This window comes from Paenibacillus sp. OSY-SE, from assembly GCF_000283315.1.
GTDB classification, from domain to species: domain Bacteria; phylum Bacillota; class Bacilli; order Paenibacillales; family Paenibacillaceae; genus Paenibacillus_B; species Paenibacillus_B profundus.
The window spans coordinates 82,986-99,116 of the sequence record NZ_ALKF01000193.1; the positions used below are offsets into that span (position 1 = coordinate 82,986).

Genomic DNA, 16,131 nt, shown 5'->3' on the forward strand with positions numbered 1-16,131 from the left:
CCTCCTTGTTGAATGGCAGTAAACCCCCTGCCACCAGGAGGGGGTTTAACTTATCATATTTACTTCACTCGTACTGGATTATCAACTTCCTCCAGCTTCTCCTGCGTCTTGAAGTGCACATCGTGAACATGCACATTCACTTCCACGACATGGAGACCCGTCATTGTCTCGATGGAACGCTTGACATTCTGTTGAATCTCATCAGCCACGGACGGAATGCGGTGACCATATACAACGATAATATTTACGTCCACAGCCGCTTCGCGCTGCCCGACCTCAACCTTTACACCTTTAGACAGGTTCTTGCGACCCAGCAGCTCGGCGATATCACCTGCAAAGCCACCGCTCATACCAGCAACACCCTCTACTTCAATTGTAGCAAGTCCTGCAATGACAGTTATGACTTCTGGCGCAATTTGAATATTACCTAGGTCCGTACGCTCAAAATCCGGAACGATCGTCTGATTCATCCGTCACACACTCCCCATTATTTTATGCCTTGAGGCGATTCTTGTCCGTTATTATTCTAACTATATCATTTGTCCATTTCTATGACAAACGACTCAATGCTATACCTCATGCTCTTCCAAAAACTTGATGTCAAAATCACCTTGTACGAAATTCGGATGCTGCAAAAGACGCATATGGAACGGAATCGTCGTATGGATGCCCTCGATGGCGAACTCGGATAACGCCCGCTTCATGCGCTCAATCGCTTCTTCCCGCGTTGGCGCCCACACGATAAGCTTCGCTATCATGGAATCGTAGTGAGGTGAAATAACATATCCCGGATATGCAGCGCTATCCACCCGCACTCCGAAGCCCCCTGGAGGCAGATAGAAATGAATCTGTCCAGCTGACGGCATAAAGTTGCGTGCCGGATCTTCTGCGTTCACACGGCATTCTATCGCCCAACCATCAATCTGAACATTCTCTTGACGGAAGGATAAAGGTTCGCCTTGAGCTACGAGGATCATTTCTTTAATCAGATCGATTCCCGTAATCATTTCCGTGACCGGATGCTCAACTTGAATCCGTGTATTCATTTCCATGAAGTAAAATTGACCGTCCGGTCCCAGCAAAAATTCCAACGTCCCTGCTCCGGAATAATCAACGGCTAGAGCCGCACGCACGGCAGCTTCCCCCATACGCTCACGAATATCCGGCGTTAAAATGGAACAAGGCGCTTCTTCGATCAGTTTCTGACGGCGCCGCTGAATGGAACAGTCACGTTCACCTAAGTGAACAGCATGACCGTGTTTGTCCGCAATAATCTGGATTTCAACGTGTTTCATCCCCGTCAAAAGTTTCTCTAGATAAACTCCGGCGTTTCCGAATGCTCTTTCCGCTTCTTGTTGAGCCGTAGTCATTTGCTTCACGAGCGAGTCTTCATTCTCGGCAATCCGAATCCCTTTACCGCCCCCACCGGCTGTCGCCTTGATGATGATGGGATAGCCGATGTCACGAGCGATCATTAACGCTTCATCCATATCTTCCACCAGACCGTTAGAACCGGGGATAACCGGAACCCCCGCATCCTTCATCGTCTGCTTCGCAACCGCTTTGTCCCCCATACGCTCAATGGCATCGGAAGACGGTCCGATAAACGTAATGCCGCACGATTCGCAAATATCCGCAAAATCAGCGTTCTCCGCTAGAAATCCGTAACCTGGATGCACGGCATCACATTCGGTCAACGTAGCAACACTCATAATATTGGTGAAATTCAAATAACTCTCTTTGGATGATGTCGGTCCGATACAATACGCTTCATCAGCCAATCGTACGTGCAGAGCATCACGGTCTGCTTCGGAATAGACAGCTACGGTTGCAATCCCGAGCTCTCGGCAAGCGCGAATGATACGAACAGCGATTTCACCACGGTTAGCAATAAGAATCTTCTGAAACTTCATCCTAAGACCTCCTTGGCTTGGCATCTGATTCGGAATGGGGATCCCCCGTCATTCCGGCTTCACCAAGAATAAAGTCTGGCCGAATTCGACTAATTGCCCGTTCTCTACAAGCACTTCAACGATTTCACCTTTGACTTCGGCTTCAAGCTCATTCATCAACTTCATCGCTTCCAATATGCATACAACCGATTTCTCATTGATCTTATCCCCCGTGTTAACGAAAGACGGAGCTTCCGGAGACGGCGCACTATAGAACGTGCCTACCATCGGCGATACGATCTTGTGCAGTCCCGCCTGATCTGCCGCCTGGGCAGCGGACGCTTCCGCAGGCTTCTCTGCAGCAGTCTCTACTGCTGCAGCAGGTTGCTGAGGAGCAACCGATACGACAGGATATGTATGCTGTGCAGGTGCAGGTTGGACGCTAATAACTTCGGTTTTGCCTGGCTTGCGAATGGATAGACGGTAACCTTCGTTCTCGATTTCCAGTTCATGCACAGAAGTCTGGTCCAACAGCTTTATCAACTCTTTGATTTCGCTTATCTTGAACAACGCTTTTCACTCCTCGTGACAATATGTATAAAAGGTAGATTCGTTTCAAAGCGGACAATCTACAGACGTATGTATTATATCACAAACGCATCAAATGGAAAGAGCCCAGTTTTGAACTGGGCTTGTTCCTATTGCAAGCGTTACTCCGATACATATTGCACGCTTACCTTATCTTGAGTCACGTCTAACTCTTTCATCAGCTTGTCGATAATGTCGACCGCTTCTTTCACTTCCATCTTGTCGCTTTGCACGACAACTTTGTATCTATCGTTATCTTGCGTAATGACGGCGTTATCGTATTCCTTCTGCAATTCGGATTCCAGGTTCGTAATCTTCGTTTCACGCTCGTCCAACACGTTCATTTCCTCATAGGCTTGGGACCACTTGTCTCCGGTCGTATTAGAGTCGTTAATCATCGCCATGAGCCGCTCCATATCTTGCTGATACTGCTCATTGCGCTGCATTTGCTTCTCTTCGATCATGCTGCGTTTCATAACGCCTTCGGCCTCAATCTGATCGAGGATGGCCTGTTCCTTGTCTCCCGTCTTTGCGTTGCCTGCGGATGCCGCGCCATCTTCCGTATCCGTCTTCGCAGCCTTATCCTGAGGGGTTGCAGCCGCTCCCGCTTGGTCATCCTTAACCTTGCCGGCATCGGTCTGTGTCGTCGCCGCACCATTCGTTCCCGCTCCCTCACCGGTCATGGCGCTTCCTTCCGCGGCATTCCCTGTGGCCTTCGATTCAGCCTCATCACCAGTGGATACCGGAGTCACTTGAATTTCCGGCAGTTGACTTACCTCGGTCGCATCCCCCTTGAGCTGTTCTCCCATTCGGACGTTATCCGCTGTCTCCTGCAGCGGGGATGGCGTATCTTCCGTAAACAAGTAGTATGCGGACAGCACCACCATTAAGCTCAGCATCGAAACCAGCCATATCGTTTGTCTTTTTGTGTTCATCGTTACACTTCCTCCTTCTCCATTCTCGCGTTCTGCCTATTCTTTGCTACTCGGCGATTTTGCGTGGGACGACCGATATGCGGTACGCTGGCACATTCAATCCTTTTTCCACGGCATCGACAATCATCTGCTTCACCACCGCGTTCTCTGCCCCTTTGGCGACGACGACGACTCCGCGCACTTTCGGCTTGATGCGCTTCGTTACAATCGGAGTCTGATTGCCTGAATCCTGGTACATGACAATTTCACCATCGCGCGTGTAATTGGTGACATTGCGTTTGCCTCCGTTTGCATCAGTTTCGTTCGTCTGCTGCTGATTGTCTTTGTAATTGCGTTGAACGATGATCTCTTCGGTCGAATCAATTGTGACAAGCACATCTACTTGTCCGACGCCTACAATTTCTTCCAAGATGCTTTTGACTCGTGATTCAAACGATCTTTCAACGGATTCGAATGCAATCGTAGAAGCTGCTGCAGCTGAATCCTTCCCATCTACCGTTTCGAACGCACCGACTGCCGGAGGCTCCCTGCCCGTATTTTTTTTGCCTGTAAGCCCCCCATTGCTGCTGTCAAACGGTTGAAACGACCCGTACAAGAGGAGTGCCGCACCTACGAGACCGAGAATGAGCAGCCAGCGGAACGTTCGTACGCGCTTCGAACCGTTTGCACCCTTGCCGATCCACTTTTCGACCTGCTGCAACCATTTCGCCAACGCTATCGACCGCCTTTTGCGTAGAATGGACTTGCTCTCACTTGTCCTATTTTCACCTATACGCGTTTCTTTTGTTTTTATGACCGATTTACGATCGTTTTTTTAAAATTAGTACCTTTAGTGCGTGTTCAAATAGGTCACTTTTCAGCACCAAGAAGTACAAGTTTTCGCAAGAAAACGATATCGGAAGCATTTCTCGAAAAAGATTAGTATTTGTTCGTTTCTGTCCACTGAATCGATACTTGCTCAGGAGAGACGAGCCAGGAAGCCGTTAACGCCCTGATGGCTTGTGTCTCTATCCCAGCGCTGACTTGTTTTTTTATGATAGATGTCGAGGCAGGCGCAGCCGTCGATCGTTGCGTTGTCGGAGAGCTACCGGAGTCACTGCGTTGTGTTGTATCGACGTGTACCTTTTCAACATTTTGAACGTCTTCAATCGCTTCAATAGGCAATGGAGACACACTTTCCTGACGCTCACGGGCGGAAGGTGCAGACGATGAAGCCGGAACTTCGGCAACCTCTTTCATAATGACCGTTATCCGCTCGATAACAGGCTGCCCCTGCTTGACATCGCGGGACAGCGTTACGTCAATATCCGCTACTTCCGCATGCAACGCTTGTTGAGAATCGGACTCCGAACCCGATTTATCCGATGACCTGAGGGCCACACTGAGCTGTTCCTTCATGCGGGATTCGATCTCCAGAGCGGCTAGACGAAGCGCATCTGCCTGCCGTTCCCGCGCCAGCTGCTCCCCTTGCTGTTGTATATTTGCTAAGCTTGTCCGCTCATTCCCCGCAGCTTGCGTGCCGGAAGACAACATCGTATTCCACTGTTCGGCTAATTCATCCGTTACTTTCGCATCGAACAGCTTCAGCACGGGAGACAGCAGCGTAAGTAATATAATCAGGCTCAGCATGAGCTTAACATAACGCTGCATCGTGCGATTCGGCAGCAGCAAGTCTATGAATGTCGCCAGTAGAATGATCATTATTATTTCTTTCAGCCATTGACCTAACCAGCTCATGCCACGAGCTCCTTCCCCACATGCTTGACAACGCTACCTCATCATGACCGTGACGTTACCTGCGGTTAACAGTATCGTAATGGCGAGAAAGAACATTAAGCCCACAGCTGCCATAGCGGCAAACACGTAGATCATGCTGTTGCCGACTGTCTTGAGACATCCGACGACAGGACTGTCGCCGAGCGGCTGCATGACGGCGGAGGATACGTTGTAAATAAGCGCCAGCGTTAAAATTTTGATAGCCGGAAAAGCGCATAAGAACAATAAAATGATGACCCCTGTCAAGCCGACTGCATTCTTAACCAGCAGCGATGCCGAGATGACCGTATCCGTCGCGTCAGAGAATGCGCGTCCCACGACGGGCACGAAGTTGCCTGTAATGTACTTTGCTGTTCGAATCGTGACACCGTCCGTTATCGAGCTCGTAACACCTTGCACGGAGATCACGCCCAAAAAAATGGTAAGCAGCACACCTAGCAGCCCTACGCTAATATTGCGCAGCAAATTGGCAAGCTGCGTCACCTTATACTTGTCCGACAACGCACTGACGATATGAAGAACCGCTGAAAAGAATAGCAGCGGAAACACCCCCGCATAAATCAGCGTGCCGATAATGTGCACCATGAAGACGATGAGCGGATGCATGACGGAGACCGTAACCACATTGCCCATCGAAGCAAGCAGCGTGAATAGGAGCGGCACCATCGCCATCATGAAGTGAATCATGCTCGAAATCGCATCCTTCGCGTATCCAATCGCGATGTGGAAGCTATTGATCGCCAATATAATAATGACCATGTATGAGATGGCGTAGGCGATTTTACTGACCGCATTTCGTTCAAACGCGGTCTGCAACGTCTCCAACACCATGCTGAATACAGCTAATATAACGATCGTCACGATGAGCTTGCCGTTCATGACCACTTCCTGCATTAAGAACATGCTAATCGCTCTCAGCACATTGCCTATTGTAAGCTTCTCCCCGCCGGGAAGCAGGATGTCCACGAAGCTGGGCATGGCATCCTTCGGAAAAAAGCCGCCATATTGGGTCAGCAAATCATTCCAATAGCGCTCAACTTCCCCCGTCTGCAGCCGGTTGGCTTGCTGCTCCACCCAGGCTTTCGTCGCTATGGAAGAAGCAGGCTTTTCCTTATGGGACAGCTCGTCCGGAGCGGCAAATCCAACACCGATAAAGGCGAACAGGAAACAGCACATCATGGCGATCCACGTCCACTTGAGCCTATTCGACTTAGTCAGCGACCTTTTCAATTGGCTTCGATCCATTCGCTCTCCATCCTTACGCCGGAAGCAATCTCATCACCGTTTCGATAATGACACTAATAATCGGGATGGCCAGAACCATGATAAGCACTTTCCCTGCAAGCTCAATCTTTGAAGCGATACCTTCTTGTCCAGCATCGCGCACGACTTGGGCCCCGAATTCTGCGATGTAAGCAATCCCGATTATTTTCAAAATCGTCTTTAAATAGACGGGTTGAATTCCTGAGCGCTCCGCCAAGTCCTCAAGCACATGAATGACGGTTTCTATCTTCCCGATGAGGAAGAGAAAGATTAATATCCCCGCAAAGGCAGATATTAAAAAAGCAAACATCGGTTTCTGCTCTTTTACGACAAGTACCAGAATCGTTGCGAGCAGCCCGAGACCTACCACTTGAATGATTTCCATGAAATCACCTGCCGAGCAGAATCCATTTTAGACCCACTTTTGATCACACATTATCATTGAAACAAGAAGATGGTCTTAATCTCTTGAAAAAGGTGATCCAGCAAGCGGACGACCATGAATAAGACCACGACAAAGCCGATTACCGTCACCCAATGGGCCATATCTTCTTTTCCCATTTGCTTCAGCACGGTATGAATCATCGCAATGATGATGCCGATTCCGGCAATTTGGAAAATGGCGCTAACATCCACACTCATCCCCTGGCACCTCAATACATCAAAATAACAGCTAACAATCCGCTTAATACGCCCAGACTGCGGCACATCGTACCGTACCGTTGATGTTCTTCCCTGGCCGTGCTTTCCTCCTGCTCCAACTGCTTGACGGCATGCCGAATGTGCTTTCTCTGATCCTCGCGATCGCTTACGCCTAAGCTGTAGCCGAGCTCGTTCAAAATTCGTATGTCGTCCTTGGCAAGCGCCGTCTTCCTTCCATTACGCCGCCACGCGTGTTCCCAAGCTTCCCGGGCAGTCAATGGAGGACCATCGGCACCATTCATCGCTTGAGCGGCCTCCGAAAAGATAAGTTGAAGCGGAGGAGGCATTTGCCTGCTGATGTCGGTAAACGCGGTCGAGAGCGGCGTATGACCGTACACAATCGCCGTCTCCAGTCGTTGAAGAGCATGATTGAGCAAGCGCAGCTGCTTCGGACGCGCCGCGTATTGCGCCGCCTTCAACCAGCCGATGCTGGAGGCCGAGGCGATGAGAAGCGCCGCTCCAATAAATTTAACGATCGGTGCCCCCTCCCTTCTTGACACCTTGGCTATCCTGCCCCTGCAGTGCCCTGCGCTTCTCGTCGTACACTTTCCGCTGCCATTCGCGCTTGGAACGCTTCAGTACGACGATGCGGCCAAATGCCCCTTCGTCCATCAACTGCTGAATGCTTGGACGCTTTATCAGATCGTCTATATCCGCTCCGTGAGCCGAGGCAATCAGCCTTACGCCCGCATGCATCGCTTCGCGCATCGCATGCAAGTCCTCGTCCCGCCCGAATTCGTCGACGATGAGCACATCAGGAGACATGGAGCGAATGAACATCATCATTCCTTCCGCCTTCGGACAGCCGTCCATGACATCGGTCCGGTAGCCTAAATCATAGCTTGGTACGCCTTTGATGCACCCGGCAATCTCCGAACGCTCATCGACGATGCCCACCTTCAACGCTTTCCATCTTGCTTCAGGATGATTCCATGCCCCCGTGCCAACTGCACGCGCAATATCGCGGAGCATCGTCGTCTTCCCATGCTGCGGTGGAGAGACAATCAACGTGTGATACACGGTCTGATGTCTGAAATCAAGCATCATCGGCATAATGGAGTCGGCAATTCCTCGCACTTCTCTTGCTATTCGAATATTAAATCCTGTAATCTCTCGTAAATGACTGACACTGCCCTGTGTTAACACGGTCCGTCCCGCCAAGCCGATGCGATGCCCTCCCGGGATGGTCACGAACCCGCGGCGCAGCTCCTCTTCCATCGTATATAGCGAATGATTCGTAATGAAATCGAGTAATTGATGACCGTCCTCACGGCTTGGACGATAGGCCGCATCGGGGTCCTCCGTCACCGTGCCGAGCGGGGTCACTAAATAGAAGTCTCCCATCACGCCGATTTCAAGCGGCCGTCTTTCCCGTATACGAATTTCTTCCAGTTCGGCAAGCATCCGTGCAGGCAGACGCATCAGGACGGATTTCAGTTCCGGAGGCAGCACTGCTGACCAACTCAGAGTATTCATATCTGTTCCCCCCATGCAAACACGCTGCAACGCTGTGTGAGGAGGCACACGTTTTCTGCGTGTAAGGCTGCCTCTGCTTCGACATTGACTGTGTCGCTGCTCGTATCAACATATGTATGGTTCTTGTCCCTCATTTATGCAACAAGCCGCACTATCTATATGTCTATTTCTTGAGAATGCCGATAAGCAGACAAGTTACCCCAACGACGATCCACGCTATTTTGTTCCAGTTGAGCTTGTCCGCCATACCAATTAGTCCGATCGTCGTCGTCGCGATTAATACCATCGGCCCAACCAAAGCAAGCAGCGAATTCACCGCCAGTGCCCGCTCCGGTTGGTTAAGCCTCAGCATAATGATCGCCGCCGTTATTTCCAAACATCCTGACATCACTCTCAGCCCGGCCATACTTGCGACAAATTTATCAATCGACACGGTTCATTCCCTCCTTCCGGATCACATGCGCAGCCCTGAAGCCGCATAAGTTACTTCGTCCCGCTGCCTGTCCTCTCTATGCTGAAACCATTCTATGCTTGCCCATGCCGTTTTAGAGCATCCTCCAGCGTGTTCATCACACTTTTCACATCGTTCTATTCCATCAAATACGGACTTCACATGGTTGAACTAGGCACCTGTCAGGGGCGAACCGCATATATTGCTTCCATGATTCGACTATCCTGCTGACATGAAGGAGATTGTGAACATGAGCTTGACGGACAATCAAATCGAAGCCTGGCCAAGTGCCTTATGCGATCCGAGCGGAGAACGTGAACGCAAGCCGAGAACGTCAGGATTAACGATGGTTATGGACAAAGGGCTGGGGCTAGGCGAATTTACGGATATGCTTGAACTGGCCCATGAGCATATCGATATAATCAAGCTGGGCTTCGGCACCTCAGCTGTTATCCCTCATCGCCTGCTTACCGCCAAGCTGAACGCTGCCAAGCGATACGGAATTACGGTCATGCCCGGCGGAACATTTCTGGAGATCGCGATCGCAAAAGGCATTGTCAAAGATTTTTTTCATATGATGGGAGAAACGGGATTCACAGGTGTGGAAGTGTCAGATGGGACGATTACGCTGCCGCGCCAAGTGCGCAACACATTGATCGGGCGGGCACGTGAGCTAGGGTTTCATGTGTGTACGGAGTACGGAAAAAAAGATTCCGTATCATCATTTCACTTGGATGACTTGCTGGAAACCTTCACAGAAGATATCGCGCACGGTTCCGCGTGGATGACGCTCGAAGGAAGAGAATCCGGTATCGGGGTGGGCGTATATGATGACAGCGGCAGCTGTGACACCGCTCTCGTGACCCGAATCATTGAAGCCGTTCACACACCGGAACGGTTGATGTGGGAGGCGCCGCGTAAAGATCAGCAGGTAGCCATTCTTCACACGGCCGGACTCCGCGCCAATATTGGCAATATCGCCCCGCAGGAGATTATCGCGTGCGAGGCGCTGCGTCGCGGCCTTCGTTCCGATACGATGAATCAGCCCGATTTGCTGCGAGGTACAAATTAACCATTTCAGAACGAAAATTCAGAACGAAAAAAATTAATAATCACGGAGGAGGTGGTGATGGTTGCAAGTCGATGTCATTGCAAGCGTAAATGAAGCTCGAGCCATTGATCTTACGCATCGCACCGTCATCGTCATCGACGTTCTGCGGGCGACAAGCACCATTGTTACGGCATTGTCCCACGGTGCATCAGGCGTCATCCCCGTAGAGACGGTCAGTCAGGCTAAGCAGACCGTTCAAACCGGTGATGTGCTTGGCGGTGAGCGTTACTCCAAGAAGATTACCGGATTTGACACCGGCAATTCTCCTTTCGAGTACATGGTGAACGATTATAATGGGAAACGTATCGTCTTGACGACCTCGAACGGAACCCGTGCCATCCAGAAAGCGATGAAAGCCGATCACGTGTTGGCAGGCGCAATGATCAATGCTGCCGCATGCGCTAACGCCGCCTATAAGCTTCGCAAAGATATTGCCCTGCTCTGCGCAGGTACACAGGATACATTTGCTTTCGAAGACGGTCTTTGTGCCGGGCTAATCCTAGCTGAGTTGTATCGTTGTGGGGAAAACGTGCAGGAAATAGTCACGAACGATTACGGCTCTATGATGTATAGCGCCTATCGTTTCCATGAAAACAATATGGTTCAGGCATTAATGAGCTCTTCCGGCGGTAAACGACTATCCAAGCTCGGCTACGCCAAAGATGTCGATTATTGCGCACAGGTCAATGTGAATCCGCTTGTGCCCATCCTAGAGAACAACATCATGAAGCCATTCAATCTATAAGCATTGGGGCAGAGGCGCACATTCTTTCCTGTTCTAAAGTGAGAGGGCTTGTTCATAAGTTTAAATAACAGCACCTTTTCTGCGGAACAACTCTCTTCTGAGGAGCATATTTTATGAATGGCGAGTTCGTATTGCTAACACTTATTATTGTCGGGTTGGTGAGCAGGTCCCCTATTATTACGACGGCCGCTTGTATTTTGTTAATTATTAAACTTGTCCATTTGGAACGATTCCTGCCGACTATTGAACGGCGCGGTCTGGAATTCGGGTTGCTGTTTTTGACCATTGCAGTCCTCGTGCCCTTTGCCGCTGAACGGATCAGCACGCAAGACTTATTGCAGACGCTTACCTCCTGGCCCGGCCTCTTGGCGCTAGCTGGCGGTGCGATTGCAACATCGATGAATGGCAGAGGACTGGATCTATTAAAAAACGATCCGCAAATGATTGTTGGGCTTGTCGCCGGTTCAATCATCGGGATCGTCATGTTGCGCGGCATACCGGTCGGACCGTTAATGGCAGCCGGTATTACCGCATTATTACTGCAAATCAGCAGGTGGATTATAGACAAGTTCTAATATGAGAAATGCTGCGTCTTGACCGTTGCTTAGCGTCGATCTTTCGGGCCGCCGACGAATGCCTGCTCCAATGTGTCCAAGCCATAAGCTGTGTGGAGCGCGCGGATAATATCATGGATGTTGTCCGCAGCCACCACGCAGGACACTTTAATCTCGGACGTGCTGACCATCTTGATGCTGACCCCTGTCTCGGAGATGACTTTGAACATCTTCGCTGCAACACCTGGATGACTGACCATGCCCGCCCCTACGATAGAAATCTTCACCAAATCAACTTCGGACGTAACTTCCCGATACGGAACCTCTGCTCGAATCTGTTCAAGCACGGCAATCGCGCGTTCACAGTCATGAAGATCCGTCGTAAAGGAGAAGTCTGCCTCACCATCTTGCACACCGCTCTGAACGATAATATCAACATCAATATGCGCATCTGCGAGCGCTCCGAACATGTTCGCCAACACACCCGGCAGATCAGCAACGCCGAGTACACTAATTCGTGCTACGTTCTTATCATAAGCGATGCCGCTGACGACGACGCCTTGTTCCATAATCGCTTCCTCCTTCACATAGGTCCCTTCATTATGGTTGAAGCTTGAGCGAACAACGATGCATACGTTGTTGTGCTTCGCATACTCAACCGCCCGCGGATGCAGAACTGCCGCGCCTAAATGAGCCAATTCCAGCATCTCATCATAGGAAATCTCTTTTAATTTGCGGGCACATCGTACGATACGAGGATCTGTCGAATAGATTCCGTCCACGTCCGTATAAATCTCACAGACATCTGCTTCGATGGCTGCAGCTAGGGCGACGGCCGTCGTGTCTGAGCCTCCACGGCCCAAGGTCGTAATCTCACCGCTGTTCGTCATGCCTTGAAATCCGGCTACAATTACAATTTGCCCGTCATGCAATGCGTTCTTCACTCGTTCTGGCTGAATATCCTGAATGCGGGCTTTGCCGTGCGTTTCATCTGTGCGGAAGCCTGCCTGCCATCCCGTCATCGATACTGCATCATGACCTTGTTGATGGATGGCTATGGATAGAAGGGCGACAGATATTTGTTCCCCTGTCGTGAGAAGCATGTCCATCTCGCGCGCAGGCGGATTCTCATTCAAATTCCTGGATTGATCGATTAATTCGTCCGTCGTATCCCCCATCGCGGAGACGACGACGACGCATTGGTGGCCTTGTTCTTTTTTTTCAATGATTCGTTTGGCAACCCGCTTCAACCGTTCGAGATCTCCGACAGAACTGCCCCCGAATTTCATGACGTATAGTGCCACGCTGACTCACTCCCACCCATGTAAACTGTATGATGCTTTCATTTAATTGCATATTATAGCATGTTTTTATTCGTATGGTGGAAAAAATATATGAAAATCTGCACGGTCTGGCATGTTCGGATTCTGACCTGCGGGGAGAGTGGCTCCAAGCAATGAGATAACGTGTTCGTTTGGCAAACACAGACTGCCCTAAAAAAGCATTCACGAAATCACTTTAGGCATGCTCACATTTCCGTTATCTAAAATGGATTCTGTACAGAAATTACTCCTTGAAAATTTGAAATATATTCCTTTCCACGCTACGCTTATACTGTAAAGATAGATCTTGACCGAACAAGTTGAGTGTTGACTTCTTGTGAATTTAAATTTAAGGAGGTCTTTATGGTAACAAAGACACACAAAATCCTCTTTGCATGTAGTTTAATAATTCCCTTCCTCCCTGTATTGTTTAATACGTTTCAAACTTTAAATAACAGCACCCGGTTACTTGGATGGCCATTAAAATTCATCTGGTATAGAGACACAGACTTCCCATCGCATGCACTGTATTTGTTCAGCCCAGACCTTTTTCCAAAACCCAATATAAATTGGAGCTGTACTTTCTGGATGTAATCATTACTTTTTTCGCATTGCTTGTAGCATCCAAGCTTTATGTACTATTCAAGCACAGGTTTAAAAAAGTTAATTCTGATATTTTTTGAACGATATAAAAATGCACCTGGCGTTGATGGTTCATTAAGAGATAGTAAGTCCCTTAACCATTTTTCGCGAAGGTGCAATGTTTGTTTAAGTCAGTTTATTTGACTAAGCATTTACACTAAATATAAAATCCCTCGACCAACTATCATTAATCTTGGCTCCAATTTCAAAGCCACCTACTGTTACACCTAACAAATAATACCCTTTCACGTTAAAGTTTATTCCTGAACCCTGATGTTACATCAAAACAGAAAAAAGCTATGAGCACAATTACACTCATAGCCTTAGTGCACTTCCATTATGCGCGTGAAATATATTTGCCTTCACGCGTATCAATCAAGAGAACGTCGCCTTCGTTAATGAAGAGCGGCACTTGGACGTTCAATCCGGTTTCCACAGTCGCATTCTTCGTCGCGCCTTGAGCCGTGTTCCCTTTTACGCCAGGTTCAGTCTCGGTAACTTGCAGTTCAACGCTATTTGGTAAGTTAATACCTAAAATTTCGCCTTGATAGCTAACAATGTTAACGATCATGTTGTCTTTCAAGAAATTAATTTCCCATTCCAATTGCTCTTTGGTCAAGGAGAATTGGTCATAAGATTCGTTATCCATAAACGTATATTCGTCACCGCTGTTATACAAATATTGCACTTCGCGATTATCGATTTGCGCGCGTCCGATCGTTTCTCCCGCACGGAACGTCTTCTCAACTACGTTTCCGTTGCGCAAGTTACGCAATTTGGAGCGTACAAACGCTGCGCCTTTACCTGGCTTTACATGCTGGAAGTCTACGACGGAGAAGATGTCACCGTCCACTACCACTGTCAAGCCTGTCTTAAAATCGTTAACTGATATCACTGTAAATTCCCTCCTACATGCATGGCAACCCCGTTTATCCATTATGACGCCGAGAACCGTCAAGAAGCGGGTTCATCCATTGCCTGCGTAAGGCCATGCCGAACCCGCACTGCCGAATCGGTCATTACATGTCTAATACGAGCAGTTGTTTCGTGGATTGTGTTATTATTTCAATCCCGTTGTCCGTGATGACGATATCGTCTTCGATTCGCACCCCGCCGAATCCAGGCAAGTAAATGCCAGGTTCCACCGTTACGGTCATACCGGGAGTTAACACCTGATCGCTAGTATGAGCCACTCTTGGAAACTCATGAATTTCCATGCCCAAGCCATGTCCCAGACTGTGACCGAAATTGTCTCCGTAACCATATCCATTGATAACATCGCGCGCGAGAGCATCAGCTTCGCGGCCCGTCATTCCCGGGCGGATGTGCTCTAGCGCCTTCAGCTGCGCTTCAAGCACGATACTGTAAATCTCGTTATGCTTGTCGCTCGGTGTCCCGAGCACGACGGTGCGGGTCAGATCAGAGCAGTACCCTTTATACAGCGCACCAAAGTCGAATTTGATGAATTCATTGCCTTGAATGATGCGGTCGCTTGCCACGCCGTGCGGCAAGGCGGAACGCTCGCCGGAAGCGACAATGGTGTCGAAGGAGCTCGATGTCGCGCCGTTTTTGCGCATGAAGAATTCCATCTCCAACGCTAATTCCTTCTCACTCACACCCGGCTTGATGAAGTTCAGGATGTGACTGAACGTCTTATCTGCAAGCTGCGCTGCTTCTCGCATGACAGCCAGTTCATCGGCATCCTTAATCATACGCAGATCTTCGATAATACCGCTGACTGGCACGAGTTCCACAGGCTTCAATTGCTCCTGATAAGAAGTATAAGTCGAATAAGTCACATGATCCTGCTCGAAGCCGAGCCGCTTAATATTCATTTCCGACAGAAGCTGCTTCAGCGTATCCGTCATCCGAAGCGCATGTTCAACAACCTCGAATTCCTTCGCTTGCTCGGAGGCTTGCGTCGTATAACGGAAATCGGTCATGAACACGGCGCGGTCTTTCGTAATGACGACGTAACCAGCTGAGCCTGTAAATCCGGACAAGTAGCTTCGATTCACCGCGCTCGCGATGAACATAGCTTCCAAGCCTTTCGTCTCCATTGCATGTCTTAATCGAGTCAATCGTGGTTGGCTCATCTTCTCATCATCTCCTGACGCACTTCATATTTACGTTTCGGACGGGGCCGCAGCCGTATGCGAAGACACATAACGGTGCAATGCGATTAACCCCAATTCATAGCTAAGCGACCCAAATCCAGCGATCTGACCGACAACGACGGGTGCAGTTACCGAGACGTGACGGAATTCCTCACGCTTATGTATGTTGGACATATGAACTTCTACGGTCGGAATACTTACGGTGCTGATGGCGTCCCGCAGTGCATAACTATAATGTGTTAACGCTCCAGGGTTGATCATAATGCCGTCACATTTGCCGTAAGCAGCGTGGATGCGGTCAATGATTGCGCCTTCGTGATTGCTCTGGAACGTCTCTAATTGAACGTCCATCTCCTGCGCCATTTGTTCAAGCCGTGCTTCAATCGCAGCTAACGATTCGCTGCCGTAGACACCTGGCTCTCGAATGCCGAGCATATTTAAGTTCGGACCGTTCAGTACCAAATAGCAAGCCAAGCAGATCCCACCTCTCCAGCGTATCGTCAACAGACGAATCCTCACGTATTTTATCATACGAAGCAAGAAATGAGAAGAACTAA

General features: G+C 49.4%; 19 protein-coding genes. 3 read left to right on the top strand and 16 right to left on the bottom strand.

All coding sequences use genetic code 11. The features are described from left to right. Positions 1-59: 59 nt before the first annotated feature. The 12 genes from A372_RS0121250 to A372_RS0121305 form a co-directional block, all read right to left on the bottom strand. A complete protein-coding gene (locus A372_RS0121250) occupies positions 60-470 on the bottom strand; it encodes an Asp23/Gls24 family envelope stress response protein (RefSeq protein WP_019422919.1) in 411 nt (136 codons plus the stop codon). Between the two features lie 99 nt (positions 471-569). Beyond that, on the bottom strand, positions 570-1,913 hold the full coding sequence (accC, locus tag A372_RS0121255; RefSeq protein ID WP_019422920.1) for an acetyl-CoA carboxylase biotin carboxylase subunit: 1,344 nt from the start codon (positions 1,911-1,913) through the stop codon (positions 570-572). Positions 1,914-1,961: 48 nt separating this feature from the next. Beyond that, the gene (accB, locus tag A372_RS0121260) at positions 1,962-2,462 is read right to left on the bottom strand and encodes an acetyl-CoA carboxylase biotin carboxyl carrier protein (RefSeq protein ID WP_019422921.1); all 501 of its coding nucleotides are present in this window, start codon (positions 2,460-2,462) and stop codon (positions 1,962-1,964) included. 140 nt (positions 2,463-2,602) lie between these two features. Continuing rightward, the gene (locus A372_RS0121265) at positions 2,603-3,415 is read right to left on the bottom strand and encodes a SpoIIIAH-like family protein (protein WP_019422922.1); all 813 of its coding nucleotides are present in this window, start codon (positions 3,413-3,415) and stop codon (positions 2,603-2,605) included. Between the two features lie 46 nt (positions 3,416-3,461). Continuing rightward, a complete protein-coding gene (gene spoIIIAG / locus A372_RS0121270; protein WP_019422923.1) occupies positions 3,462-4,127 on the bottom strand; it encodes a stage III sporulation protein AG in 666 nt (221 codons plus the stop codon). Positions 4,128-4,333: 206 nt separating this feature from the next. Further along, positions 4,334-5,152: a stage III sporulation protein AF gene (gene spoIIIAF, locus A372_RS0121275; RefSeq protein WP_019422924.1), complete on the bottom strand. Its 819-nt coding sequence runs from the start codon at positions 5,150-5,152 to the stop codon at positions 4,334-4,336. Positions 5,153-5,185: 33 nt separating this feature from the next. Beyond that, positions 5,186-6,436, bottom strand: a complete 1,251-nt coding sequence (gene spoIIIAE, locus A372_RS0121280) for a stage III sporulation protein AE (protein ID WP_019422925.1) — start codon at positions 6,434-6,436, stop codon at positions 5,186-5,188. Positions 6,437-6,449: 13 nt separating this feature from the next. Beyond that, positions 6,450-6,839, bottom strand: a complete 390-nt coding sequence (gene spoIIIAD / locus A372_RS0121285) for a stage III sporulation protein AD (protein WP_019422926.1) — start codon at positions 6,837-6,839, stop codon at positions 6,450-6,452. 53 nt (positions 6,840-6,892) lie between these two features. After that, positions 6,893-7,096, bottom strand: coding sequence for a stage III sporulation protein AC (gene spoIIIAC / locus A372_RS0121290; RefSeq protein ID WP_019422927.1), 204 nt, complete (start codon positions 7,094-7,096; stop codon positions 6,893-6,895). A gap of 11 nt (positions 7,097-7,107) precedes the next feature. Beyond that, positions 7,108-7,656: a stage III sporulation protein SpoIIIAB gene (gene spoIIIAB, locus A372_RS0121295; RefSeq protein WP_019422928.1), complete on the bottom strand. Its 549-nt coding sequence runs from the start codon at positions 7,654-7,656 to the stop codon at positions 7,108-7,110. Beyond that, entirely contained in the window at positions 7,625-8,632 is a 1,008-nt protein-coding gene (gene spoIIIAA, locus A372_RS0121300) for a stage III sporulation protein AA (protein WP_019422929.1), read from the bottom strand. Before spoIIIAA ends, spoIIIAB begins: the two co-directional genes overlap by 32 nt. A gap of 163 nt (positions 8,633-8,795) precedes the next feature. Continuing rightward, positions 8,796-9,065, bottom strand: coding sequence for a YqhV family protein (locus A372_RS0121305; protein WP_019422930.1), 270 nt, complete (start codon positions 9,063-9,065; stop codon positions 8,796-8,798). Positions 9,066-9,333: 268 nt separating this feature from the next. On the opposite strand from A372_RS0121305, the gene A372_RS0121310 reads away from it, so the two are divergent. From A372_RS0121310 to A372_RS0121320, 3 genes are all read left to right on the top strand, one after another. After that, complete coding sequence (locus A372_RS0121310; RefSeq protein WP_019422931.1) at positions 9,334-10,155, top strand: phosphosulfolactate synthase; 822 nt, start codon at positions 9,334-9,336, stop codon at positions 10,153-10,155. A 61-nt stretch (positions 10,156-10,216) separates the two neighbouring features. Next, positions 10,217-10,939 carry a 2-phosphosulfolactate phosphatase gene (locus tag A372_RS0121315; RefSeq protein ID WP_019422932.1) on the top strand — a complete coding sequence of 241 codons (723 nt, stop codon included), beginning with the start codon at positions 10,217-10,219 and terminating at the stop codon, positions 10,937-10,939. Between the two features lie 113 nt (positions 10,940-11,052). After that, positions 11,053-11,514 (top strand): DUF441 domain-containing protein, encoded by a 462-nt coding sequence (locus tag A372_RS0121320; protein ID WP_019422933.1) that lies wholly within the window; start codon positions 11,053-11,055, stop codon positions 11,512-11,514. Between the two features lie 29 nt (positions 11,515-11,543). Here the strand turns inward: A372_RS0121320 and A372_RS0121325 are convergent, their stop codons facing one another. The 4 genes from A372_RS0121325 to aroQ all read right to left on the bottom strand — a co-directional run bounded on the left by A372_RS0121325 (position 11,544) and on the right by aroQ (position 16,048). Next, the gene (locus tag A372_RS0121325) at positions 11,544-12,797 is read right to left on the bottom strand and encodes an aspartate kinase (protein ID WP_019422934.1); all 1,254 of its coding nucleotides are present in this window, start codon (positions 12,795-12,797) and stop codon (positions 11,544-11,546) included. 997 nt (positions 12,798-13,794) lie between these two features. Beyond that, positions 13,795-14,352 carry an elongation factor P gene (gene efp, locus A372_RS0121330; protein WP_019422935.1) on the bottom strand — a complete coding sequence of 186 codons (558 nt, stop codon included), beginning with the start codon at positions 14,350-14,352 and terminating at the stop codon, positions 13,795-13,797. Positions 14,353-14,476: 124 nt separating this feature from the next. After that, positions 14,477-15,553, bottom strand: a complete 1,077-nt coding sequence (locus A372_RS0121335; protein WP_019422936.1) for a M24 family metallopeptidase — start codon at positions 15,551-15,553, stop codon at positions 14,477-14,479. Between the two features lie 30 nt (positions 15,554-15,583). Further along, positions 15,584-16,048 carry a type II 3-dehydroquinate dehydratase gene (gene aroQ / locus A372_RS0121340; protein WP_019422937.1) on the bottom strand — a complete coding sequence of 155 codons (465 nt, stop codon included), beginning with the start codon at positions 16,046-16,048 and terminating at the stop codon, positions 15,584-15,586. Between the last annotated feature and the right edge of the window lie 83 nt (positions 16,049-16,131).

What these genes read in the sequence shown, in the direction of transcription:
- A372_RS0121250 (WP_019422919.1), bottom strand. Translation starts at nt 470, where the DNA reads ATGAATCAGACGATCGTTCCGGATTTTGAGCGTACGGACCTAGGTAAT.
- accC (WP_019422920.1), bottom strand. Translation starts at nt 1,913, where the DNA reads ATGAAGTTTCAGAAGATTCTTATTGCTAACCGTGGTGAAATCGCTGTT.
- A372_RS0121265 (WP_019422922.1), bottom strand. Translation starts at nt 3,415, where the DNA reads ATGAACACAAAAAGACAAACGATATGGCTGGTTTCGATGCTGAGCTTA.
- spoIIIAF (WP_019422924.1), bottom strand. Translation starts at nt 5,152, where the DNA reads ATGAGCTGGTTAGGTCAATGGCTGAAAGAAATAATAATGATCATTCTA.
- spoIIIAE (WP_019422925.1), bottom strand. Translation starts at nt 6,436, where the DNA reads ATGGATCGAAGCCAATTGAAAAGGTCGCTGACTAAGTCGAATAGGCTC.
- spoIIIAD (WP_019422926.1), bottom strand. Translation starts at nt 6,839, where the DNA reads ATGGAAATCATTCAAGTGGTAGGTCTCGGGCTGCTCGCAACGATTCTG.
- spoIIIAC (WP_019422927.1), bottom strand. Translation starts at nt 7,096, where the DNA reads ATGAGTGTGGATGTTAGCGCCATTTTCCAAATTGCCGGAATCGGCATC.
- spoIIIAA (WP_019422929.1), bottom strand. Translation starts at nt 8,632, where the DNA reads ATGAATACTCTGAGTTGGTCAGCAGTGCTGCCTCCGGAACTGAAATCC.
- A372_RS0121310 (WP_019422931.1), top strand. Translation starts at nt 9,334, where the DNA reads ATGAGCTTGACGGACAATCAAATCGAAGCCTGGCCAAGTGCCTTATGC.
- A372_RS0121320 (WP_019422933.1), top strand. Translation starts at nt 11,053, where the DNA reads ATGAATGGCGAGTTCGTATTGCTAACACTTATTATTGTCGGGTTGGTG.
- A372_RS0121335 (WP_019422936.1), bottom strand. Translation starts at nt 15,553, where the DNA reads ATGAGCCAACCACGATTGACTCGATTAAGACATGCAATGGAGACGAAA.